The sequence below is a fragment of the Legionella qingyii genome (assembly GCF_003184185.1).
Window position 1 is genome coordinate 26,439 of record NZ_QHJG01000040.1, and the last position, 12,028, is coordinate 38,466.

The following is a 12,028-nucleotide window of genomic DNA, read 5'->3' on the forward strand; positions in this document are numbered from 1 at the left end:
TAATTGATTAAGCAAAAAAACTGAACGATTAAAAATAAAACTCCCATATAAAAGTGCACAAAAAGTTTTTTAGCCTGTACTATAAATGGGATTAACCCCCATTTATCCTCAGAGTAGAACTCCCATCTATTCATGTTTTACAAGTGCGTTAATTGTTGATTAAATCACTAGACTAACGAAAATCTACTCGGTCTAATTTTAAAAAACGTACTTTATGGTATTTTTCTCTATTAAATTGGCAAAAGAATTATGAGACAATTATTAGTGTCACATTTTAATTTGTGCATATCGTTTATAAAAAAAACAAAAATCAGCAAAACCGATAGTTCTTATGGTACCTATCGCAAGACACCTCCTTATCTATCGACGAAACAATCCCTCTAAAAATACAATTAAAACTGAGCCGCATAACCACTTTGGAATTAATAACCACTACTACAATTATAATGGCACGATCCACATTTTCCTTTGGTCCAAGCGGATCCATAGTTACGTGGATTTCTACATAGACAGGTAGCACTTCTTTAAATAAATGCGTATGTTGTTCTTTTTGTTAGTCTGCTCAGACTTCTTCGTCATATTTAGCTAAAGGAGCGTCAAGTAGGTCAAGGCTCGTGAATTTTTGCGAGCCCTGCTTGAAATTAAAAATATGTTAGGGGAGTATAAATCATTGAAGATTATTAATAAGTACTTCGCTGCATAGTGGACTGCTCTCTTTTACGAAACAAGGACTAAGTAGAACTTCATAATTAACAGGATCGACTAATTAAGGTGTTCGTTGAGGTCTATCTCATAGATTTCTAACTCAATGAAATTAAAAAAAAGGTTTGTCTATTAGGCTAAATAAGGTAAGTAGGTATTTCGTCAATTCGAGTACTACATATTTAAACCAATTTATCGCAAGATTTAACTATTAATCAAAACGTTATTCGTGTAATGCTAGTTTTATAACAAACCAATAAAGTATATTACTCGTGGTCCCGAATAGACCTTCTCCTACCAAAACACATAGTCATAACTGCAAATTCGGCTGAGGATACTACTGAACTTATAACGGTAATCTAAGTCGGTTATAAAGTTAGTTTGATGGCGTATTAAAAAACACTCAGGTGTTTTATAGTAAACCGGTAAATTAAAACTATAACATACTATGTAGATTAAGTAAATTGCAACGATTTTACCGGTTTGACCGATGGTCCGAATTAGGACTTTCAAACCAGTTCAGCATCAACTCTAAGGTCGCCGAGCTCGTTATTTATAAAAGTGGTTTACCGCTCACGGTCACTGCGGGTTTGGCTGGAGCGGGGACTCAAACTTAAAGTCGCGTTGTTTATAGATGTAATAAACTTCCTCCGTTTAGAAATTCTATCGCTAAACATCTTAGTTACCTCCATTGATGTACGTGAAACTTACCTCAGTTAACACTAACGTTGCACTCTACGAGGTATTACACAAGAAAGAAATTGTTTTATTCACCCATCCCCTCGACTATTGGAACTACAGAATAGGAAAGCTGTCCCTAGGGACTGAGTTAATTAACTAATTAAACAAAGGTTTAACGGCTCGCGCATTATGGATATCGACGAGGGTTAAGTCTTGGTGATACCGTCGCAGGTAGCGGTTCATTGACATTATTACACTCAACACTTCCTCACTTCACGTAACTACATTTGGATTTTTTAGTTCAACAATAAAACGAGATCTACTTATTTAGGTACAGAATAGAGGGAATATCATCCTACTACTGTATTGCGAGGTGACGTTCGCTGAAGTCCGTACTTTCTCGCATTAACGGTTCAGTACAATACGTTACCTAGTAAGTGGTTAACGAACCAACCGTACCTATACCCTTGTGATTTTACAAATCAGCCTATACTTTCCGGATTCGGTGTTCGAAATTATTTCCGAAGAAAAACACGGGTTTGTACTTTCTTTTATCGTCCAAAATCTCGTTCTCCATGAAATTATTTAAGAAGTATAAGGACTAGTCTTTTATTTAAAAAGCGTTAGGGAAGTATCCCAGCTCGCCTTATAAAAAGATACAGATGCGGGTACCCTTTCAAAAAAGGATGACGTTCATTACGGTTTAGGGGTCATACTGACTACAATTTAACGTCGAAACAACGTAATTACTGTAGCCCAAAAGGTACTCGTAATATCCATTTAAGGTCAACCAGGCCACTGCATAAATCTATTAAACGGTTATACTGAGAGTAGCAACGAGACCGCCATCTCTTTGCGGCAAACACAGACGACTTTATTTTAGCAAGACGTGCGCGGACGAGTAGTGCTAAATTCTCAAGCATACGTAAAAATTTAAGTACACGATTTCTTTTAACGGTTTCTAGTTAAGCTCGAAGCAAATTCTGCGTCAAAAGACATAAATTTCCCAACTTAGGTCATTACTAGTATACGAAACAAACTTAGACCGTAGTTAACAGCCAATTCCAATAGTATATGGTACTATAAATTAAGTGGTTTCTCATAAGTTACTCGGCTGTTAAAAACCTAAAACTCGTTGGGTAGCTTCTCAACTTAGTTTTTTAACTTCGTGAAGCGTACTATCCAGTACTATTGCTTCACTTAAATTCACTACTTTATCGCGCTGAAGTTCGTTTTACAAGACTTGATTGGAGTGTTCAAAAAAGTTTGGACCTCGGAACCGTTCAACGTGTTTACCGTTCCGTAGGCGACTCTGGTGTTTGATGTCTAATATAGCTTGCATAAAAATGACTGAAGGTCCTTGACGTGCCACTATCTTCAACAAGAAGTCGGGGACGTTAATAACCGCCGAACCGCGCAAACTTACCACTCGGCCACTACCATGAACCAGTAGTCTTTCCATTTGCTTGATTTCTTTTCCATATGGCATTAAAACCATACCGAGCGGGTCTCCTCATAGCTTTTCGGAATGCAAACTACTTATACCGACTTTTTAAGTTTAATGGACACAAATGTAAATAACTATGTCGACCTCGTATAGGACCCTAACCACGACTCCTTGCGTTAGTTAGACTTCGTTAACGAGCTTTAGACAAACACTACAGTGCAGAATTTTGCGGTTAATAGACACACCATTGACCACTTCGTCCTAGACCTCCACGTAATCGTTAACCCCAACCACTAGCTTATAATTACGAGGTTAAACCGTAAATGAGTCATTAAAGGGGACTCCCCACACGAAGCTAAGAAACCTTTCTACGTAGATTTCGATCACTTCGACGTGCACGCTACTCCTAGTGTCGTCTATTCTAAGACCTTTTATTCAATTAACTATACTATCAAGGACTTGGTAATCCACCCCGAGTAGCATTACAACTACTGTACCGACGTGCTAATTTTCTATAAAATCAATCGCTTAATGCATGAGATTTCTTTAATTGAAATCTCGTCAACCAGCTTTTAGCTATGGTTTTTAAATACCGATACCCCCGTTGTCTAATTTGGAAATAATTCACGGCTCACCAAAAGAGCGGATTCAGTAAAATTATTTAATTAACATCCAAAATCACCACCCGAACTGAGTTGTCACGAGAACGTACAAGAACGAAGGGTGGGCCGAAATGAACGATTTAACCAGCGTCACGTACAATTAGTACCATAATCACGATTACGTAGAGAAACCGTTCATGTGACGGTTGTCAAAACGGTCCTAAATTCGTAAAGAAATTAATGGGTCAGTCACGTTAAACTAGCAAGACGATTACAACTTCTTCCACGCGCATAACGTGCAATACGGCAAAAAAGAAGAGACTACCGCCTTGTTCTAACGAACTAAAATCCCGTAGTAGATCTGCTAGTTCGTCTTTGTCATGAAAATGTTGATAAATCTCCCCGACCTTATCTGCCCAACCGGCGATACAGACTAAAATCAGTTGAACTTTATCCTTGTTAACGGTCTGGAAAAAATTTGGTAAGGGCACTCGTTAACTTTGTAATACGACTACACGTAGTTAATTCAACCTAACTTCTACTCTCGTTAGTTCTATAGTCGATAAGGGCGTTAATAGAAGCAGTCGTTTATTATGGAAACAACGTTTCTTTTACCGGACCTCAACAGCCATTATAACGTTCTTGTCGCGAAGTAACGGTTGTCCGCTTTGCTTTAGATCTGTATGACCGTAGAGTTCTATACCAAAACCTTCTATTATTCCTTCGTAATTGTTTATTATAAAATAAATAGTCAGGTAATTTGTTTGAGTCGGCACTAGCATAACGCTTACATGAATCTCAGACCAACTTCTTATTAGTCCAGGTTAATGGAAGTTGCCGATGAAAACCCGCTAACTAACTACTTCATTAGAAGCGTCCAGATCTACGCCATGGTCTTCACTCAACCCCCCTTCATTGTCATGCAGCAATAGTTTTTATAAATATAAATCTATTTTTTTTGTATCCATGGAACTAAAGTAGACAACTTACCAGAAGTAAAGGAAACGGAAATGACGAGGGACTACAGCCGTAATTAAATAACCGCTTTTTTTTGTCCGTCCCTAACCACTAAGGAGGTCTATGTTTTTATAAACAGGCTAAATCTGTTCCTCCACTTCTCAAAAAAACCGTACCAGTCTGGTTTGCCAATTTTTTTGATAAGGTCCTTACCCCCTAAGGTGGAACCAACTCTCTCGTTCAAGGGAACCAAATAAAATTACTATTTGAGCGTCGCCATCAGCCAATACGTTACTCACTAAATAAAAAAAGATTTCTTGTAGGACTGCGAACCTAAAAATAATTAACTATAGTAACACAGACCCCCCTTATCTCTGAACTCAACTAAACGGAGGTCGGAGATAACCCCTAGGTTTAATCTTCGGATCTGCTGGTAAAAGATATAGTTTAGCAAGTAAACCCCGTTTCAGTCATAGAGCAAGTATACGCTAAAGGTAACGTAATAAGTGTAACAGGGATTAGAGAACACGTGAGAAACGGTTCGGTAAAACGAACTTCTTCTCTATAACTCTATTTTGCACAGCACGACAACCTGAAACACGATTAAAAAAAACTCAAAGCCTTTATTCTAGTTCAAGAGGTAGAAGCAAGTAGGTGAGCACACGAAATTGAAAGTAATGAGTGGAGACAAAATTTTTTCTTGCGGTACTATGTACTATTTCGTGTTTTGAGTTCATAGTTAGTTAACTTTAAATATATTTTAAAACGAACGCAAATTTTTTTATAAAGCTAAAAATAATTAGAGTAAATCTAATTATTTTATTTATTTTAGAGTTTCACAAGTGGTACTTTTCGTAGAGCCTTTAATTTCTTGACGATCAGGAAACACTATGGGGTCGGTTATAAAGTCGTCTGGAATACCGTAAAAAGAATATAAATTTTCTTTACTTTGCACTTTTTTTAATATTTAAATTTCGTAAGCGTTACACGTCGCTACTCTATCTAAATAATGTGCTTGAGTAACTCGTATACTAACTTATAACGTTGTTTCTAGATGCTAAAGTTTAGCGATAAAGTTTTACCCTACCTTCACTCGTTAATTTAGTAACCAGAAAAAATCTCAAATTAAAATTCTCTTGGTTATCAAGAGCGTGTAACCTATAAGACTAAACACTAGGTAACCCAAAGCTCGTCAGCGACCAAAATTGATTAAATAATTCGTCGTTCTACTCTAAACCATTAAATTCATTTTTTACGAGTGACTGTCAGATATAGGGATGTCTATAAAACGTTTAATTTCCAGCATAGACACGAATAAAACAATGGCTATCGTAAAGCTACAATAGCTTAGTTCTATCCATGACAGGTTAAATACTAATATACTTGAGGGTAGTCGTTTTCCTTTTTTTAGCTAATCGTCAACTATGCAACTTGGCAAAAGCGTACAGATACCACACAACAATATACCTTCTACTCGAACTATCATACATAGTCAAATTATACCAATAATCAAGAAACGGACAAGCCGAAAATGCGTGCTTTGTTAACTAATCACTAAATCTTGCACTTCAAGCTCTGAGACTCAAATTTCTTCTTTAACACTTGCCGTTTCCCCTCTGTCGTACCCCTAGATAACTATCTTTGAATAAGAAACAATTTCTAGCGGTCTCGCTTCTCGTTGTATCTTTATACTCCCAATTATTTTTTTACCTCTTCAACCATCCTTACCGATCACTTCGTAGGAGAAGTAATTCAAGGAGTCTCCTACAAGTTGACTAATTACTTCCTTATGTTTTTGTAGCATATAGGCCAGATCTTTTTGATTAGTTTGTTGTGTCACTAGTTACACGAAATTCAACAAGAATCGTGAGGCCATTTAAGTGACGGTTTGGAGGGTATCTCCAAAGGAATATTTACGAAACGTACAGGTACGGTCAAACAAAGTATCAAAACTAATGAAATAGATTTCTTTAAACTACAACTGGTAGTGGTTATTCTCGGTAAGCGCAACGTAAGTGACGAAAATGACGTGGGTATCGCAAGGCAAGTTATGTTCCATAAACATGGTTCGGATTATGACCTAGTGTCCAGTATGGATTTACTACGAGGTATCGTTAAAGACGACGTAAAAGATGAACTCGATGTCAAGGTGGTTCTTGTCGTCATTCTGGACGACGTCGGTAACTTCTCCGTTGTGGGTGAAGTGGAACCGTAGGATGAAGTCGCGGTCTTTACCTACGCGGAAAAAATATTTCATACGGATAGCGACGCCGTCAATCCTTTATTCACATATATAGAAGTACCAAGTAAAATAGCACACGCGCAACTGTTATAAATTCGTGCCGACCTTATTACGGGCGCCGTGGTAACCATCCACGTCATTGCTATGCGGGCGGACGACGTAAAAGGAGCAAGTGCCGGTACCGTATTTCTAAATTGTTCAAGTACTATAGACTAACAAGTTTTTGCGAAAAGTGAGGAAAAAGCGAGTATTCGAAAAATATATTTAGTCCACGTGCAGAAAAATTTAACTCGGGAGGTCCATTATATGGAAGTACAACCGTAGGTAACCTTTACGTTAGTAGGTAGTGAAATCGTTAACGATTTTATGGCCATACCTAAAGAAGACACGATGCGGTCCAAGAAAGTAATTATTCGTAATTAAGTCGCTACGAATTTAATAAAAAGACCGTGTCAAGGTTCTCAACCCAACGACATCTTTTTCCTATACCTCCACCCAAGCAAAGAAGCCATCGAAACCTTTTTAGAAGAAGTCATCACTATTTAGGTGGTGGTTAACTCATTATTTGAACACGTTAATTATTTAATAGAACTCGTAGTTTTTGTCTTTTTGCGTATGGTAAACTTACAAACCCGTTATCGAGAAAAACGTTTTTCTCTTTTAGTCACCTAAGCAATTTAAATTACAGGAAAAACGGACGGTCTAAATCACATACTCTTGACTCATAAAGTACGTATGCTCCATGGTATCTAAGTCCTCGATGTCAGAGCCCACAAAATAAGAGGTTGGGTAAATTTTAGCGAAATAGCCACGGTACCGGAAAAGGCCAATTTCGTTCACTTGGTATTTCAAGATAAAAATGAGCGACTTGGAGTAAGTATTTAACAAACAGAAGTTCATTACAATTTTTCCGTAATCGTCGTTCGTATCCTGGATGTCATACCCTCGAACTGCCCGGCTAAGGTTACCTTTTATTTAGTTTATGTGACTACAAGTACACACAAGTAGAGATCAATGTTAATCACGTTTCACATCTCCCTAGAATTAATAAACAGATAAAATTAATATCACTTGATAACTGAAACCCTAAACAGTACATAAAGACCAACACATAAAGACCGACACTGAGTAAGGTACTTCCCTATACATAATTCTAATAGATTACGTGACTTGAAATATTATATCAATGTTAATTAGCACGAATTTACGACCATTAAAGTACACTAAAATCCGTCTTAATACAACGTAAAATCAATCTTACGTTATAGAAAGATATATTTTTACCCTTCTATACGTTTTATCTTTCTGATGTTCCCCTAAGAAATACTTCTACTTTAACCAGTGACGTCGGTAATACCCCGACCGTTACAGATGACGTTACCGACGATGACTACGATGTAGCGAACAATGCCTATTTCTATTTAATAGAATATCATAACCACGACTAAATCCTTTTTTAAAGTTTTTAGTTCCATAACTATAATTAGGCCTTCGTAACCGATTTCCTTACGTTCTACCATACAGACCACGGGTTAACTAAAACTGGCTTGTTGTTTACTTTCTACAAGACTTATTTAAAGTCTTTCTAGACTACCGTTTTGCGTCACGCCTCAAATTATTTTTTCGACTTCTCTTGTTTAGATTTCCGCTACGGAAAAACAGTCGATTGTTCAGTTTTAGACCACATCAACATAACGGTTCACCAAACGTTATATTTCAATAACTTCGTCCATGTCCATTATTCGGACCATTTAGACTATGTCATTGACAACTTATGTGTCCATGTAATTAACTACCATGACATAAACTATCGTGACTTTTTTGTCCTTTTGGGCGATGTAAGGTTCATAGTGTTCATTAAGGACCAACCTGTCTTCGTAACGTTAATTACGGACGACCTAGATGTACCCTTTAAATACACGGAAGTCTGAACCGAATACCAGGTGCATCACATCCACCAGGATATCCAGGTTTACTTTGAAACTAAAAGTTTTAAGTAAACTAGAGACACTTTTTTCGGATTAGTTACTTCTTCCCTAAAGGGAGGAATAGTATAGGATGAGGATTTTTGTCCTCATCCTAAGAGGGAATCTCTTCTTAAGATGACGGTAATGCTCTAGACGTTCTACTTATTCGCGGATAAATAACAAAAATAAAATCCAAAAAGGAGACCGAATGGTTACCGTAATTAGTCGTCATGGAACGTTCGTACCAAACGTATGTCACCTTACAGTCAGAAACGTTGACCTTGCAATTCGGAATAATCAAACGGGATACGGATAGCATAAAAAACCCCTGGACAAGACCTAGCTATAAGAAATAAGTCATACCCATTTTCTGCTTCAACCTATAATTCGTACGTTACAAATAACGACGAACCTAAATTGAACTACCGGACCAAATGAGGTCTTGTTATAGGATTTAACTACCGAAAGGAACGAAATTATAATCGAACAAAAAGACGGTGAGTTCTATAGCGTTAGCTACGCGTAGCTCGTCTTATAAATGGTCTATCACTTGTACCGAATCCACGAAGAGATCGCCATAATCCCATGGCCTAACGTAATAACAATAGTCCACCAAACCGAAACCAATACCGCGTCTTTAAGCCGACCCGTAAATGGATAGCAAAATACCCATAATACTACCAACGCCCGTATAAACGACAGTAGAAATCAGTTCTCGGATCACAACTTTAGGTCCTTTTCTTATTAAAACGAAATAGAATAAATCGAGGCTAATTCCTTAACTATAATGCAGGTCCTCATCAAGGCGAAAACGACAAATAAAAAACAATATTCAACCCACTTCGTAAATGTTGGTGATGTTCACCTTAACAATACGGAAAAAATTAAGTTCCTGAACCAAAAAGAAATCTCTGGTAACCAATGTAGTTATTTTACAATCCTCAACCGCGGTAGAACGAACCTCCAAACACACGTCCCAAAAATAACTACGCAGAAAGAAATATAGCAAGTAATGAAAAGAAACCGAACAACGTTCGTAACTGGTTACAAGATAAAGAACAAAATCGGTATTATCCTTTCTTGCAATGTAATAATCGCTAGCGCCATAAAAAACTATTAAAGCGTCGTCCTTACCCCAGATGTCGGAACCAACGAAATAAATACGCAAACCAACTGTTTGTTATATGACCTTGAGTTAAAAGCTACGAGCACCGAAATAGCTGCTAGGGAGCGTAATAAAGGCCTGGACAGCGACGCTCGTAAGTTTACCGTTATCCCACCCAACCAAACATAGTTGAAAGATAAAATAAACGAAATCGTAAATATGGGAAAAACTAAAACTAGTTTCTCGTTTGATTTCTTTTAGCTGTTCTGGATTTACGACATCTTTTTCTTCCAGTTAATTTAGGTTATGTCACTACGTCAACCTAATGTACATAAAAAATAAATTAAACTAATGTTAAGGTGACTGGGGTTAATTGTCATCAGGTTAATATTAGTTGCATTAACCGGTCGGATATCGCACCCCCTTTACGACCGAGCTCTTTATATTTTATTTCGTGTCTCATCGGTGCGACCGTAACTATTCATTCTACGCTGACGAAAGATATTAGCGGTATATATAATTTGGTGTTCGATTAGGGTTTATCTCATAAAGTATCATGACTAAAAATTGCTACAGCTTCCAATGATTTTCGTCCTGATTACTACTATATTTTTTCTCATTAGGGCACTATGAAACCATAAAACTCACTAAATATTTGCTCGAATGTCGCTCATTCCTTGACGACTCTCATTTGGTAAAATTCGCGAGCCTATATGGTTCATTAAGTTTATGACGGTCCTTTTTGCTTATTGTCTTTTTATTTCATTATTTCCGGTCACAGCATACGGACAACGAGTATTTACGTTATGGTATAACATTTTTCTCTTACTCCGACTGATGCTCATGGGGGGTTCATCCGTAGTTATACCTTCATATAACGCTGTTATCGCATTCGTTCGGTAGACGAAGTTCTTAACGTCGTTGTCCTTTATTACCCCGACACTAAAATATCACGAAAAGAACCATTATTTCTGGATCGTCCTTCTTGTTTTTAGGTTTTGGGTTCAAATTTTATTACGCCGATAATGGCCGACATATTCGTTTTTCTTAGGTAGGTTTATGTTTACATCACTGACATTCTTATTCCCGAAACAGCCTATTTTATCGTTTCGCAACTACTTACTTCATTTATTAGCGATACTAATTATAGGTGGTATACCCCTCATAGTTTAATATAAGAACGTTATTCTAATGATCAGGACAACCAAGTTCTTTATCCCGTTAGTTTTTATTTCCACAGCTTCGAAAATCTATTAATCCTACAAAGTTCGTATCTTTACGGTTTTATTTACTACTTTTTGGTTTGGGGTCTCAATTCCATTGAGCAAGTATCTATAATTTCAGAACGGTAGAGTACTGTTAGTTTCGTGTTTACGGACGTTTCTACTCATATGGCGGATATATCGATATCTCAAATAAGTTGGTTAAACAAACTAGACGTCTCGCATATTGAACTCGACCAAAATTACGATTTCGATAAAGTGATTACAACTAAACTATTGCAAACCGCTCAAGTTGTTAAAAAACATTACGCAGAAGAAATAAGTACCGAATTGGGTTGGTTATTTAACCTGTAATAATCCACATTGTATTGCAGGACATGGGTCCAACCTATCAAATTGCGTCCACCGCGAAAAAAACTCTGTCTAGGGCAATAAAGGTATTTATGAAGGAGCTTTTTCGAGACGGTCATTAGGACATAATTTTAATAATAATAGACATATGTTTTGTATCGGCAGTCCTCTAAGATCAAGTCATAGGTCAAATTTAACGAACCGACTGAGATGGTAAAGGAGAAATTTCAAACTCAATAACGATTTTGAACCTTATAGATTTCCATCAAGGGCATGAAAGACACAAAATCGTAGTTTATTTATTTCAAAAAAGTAAGGGGTTATCCTCAATAAAACGTGAAACGATATAACTCGCTGGTTAGCTAATAAAAATTGCTGATTTAATTGAGCGTCTCCTTTTCTCCCCCTACTCCTTAGGTTTTAGCTTTTATCGTCCGATATTGCGCCACCTCGGCAAAATTTTTTTCCTTACAAACGTTATTGTTTTTGTTCATACTCATCTTAACCGTTACTGTCAGGTCGATCGTTCCAGTCTACTGAAAAATAGGTGAACCAGCTGTAGTGTTAAGGAATCGAGTGTAACACGAAGAAATATCATATCCGTCTAAAATAAAAATACTAAATTTTGTCTATTAGTTTTTTAACTTCTAACAGCCAGTTACGGCTCTTTCGGACGAAAAAATTAAACAAACCGAGATGGGGTTTTTTCCCCCGTAAAATTAGTTCAATCAGATCTGATTGGGTAACTAAA

The 12,028-nt window shown here is 37.0% G+C and carries 1 protein-coding gene; it reads left to right on the forward strand.

Translation table 11 applies throughout. The features are described from left to right. Positions 1–6,277 precede the first annotated feature (6,277 nt). A complete protein-coding gene (locus DGG96_RS18105; protein ID WP_110143943.1) occupies positions 6,278–6,604 on the forward strand; it encodes a hypothetical protein in 327 nt (108 codons plus the stop codon). Positions 6,605–12,028 lie beyond the last annotated feature (5,424 nt).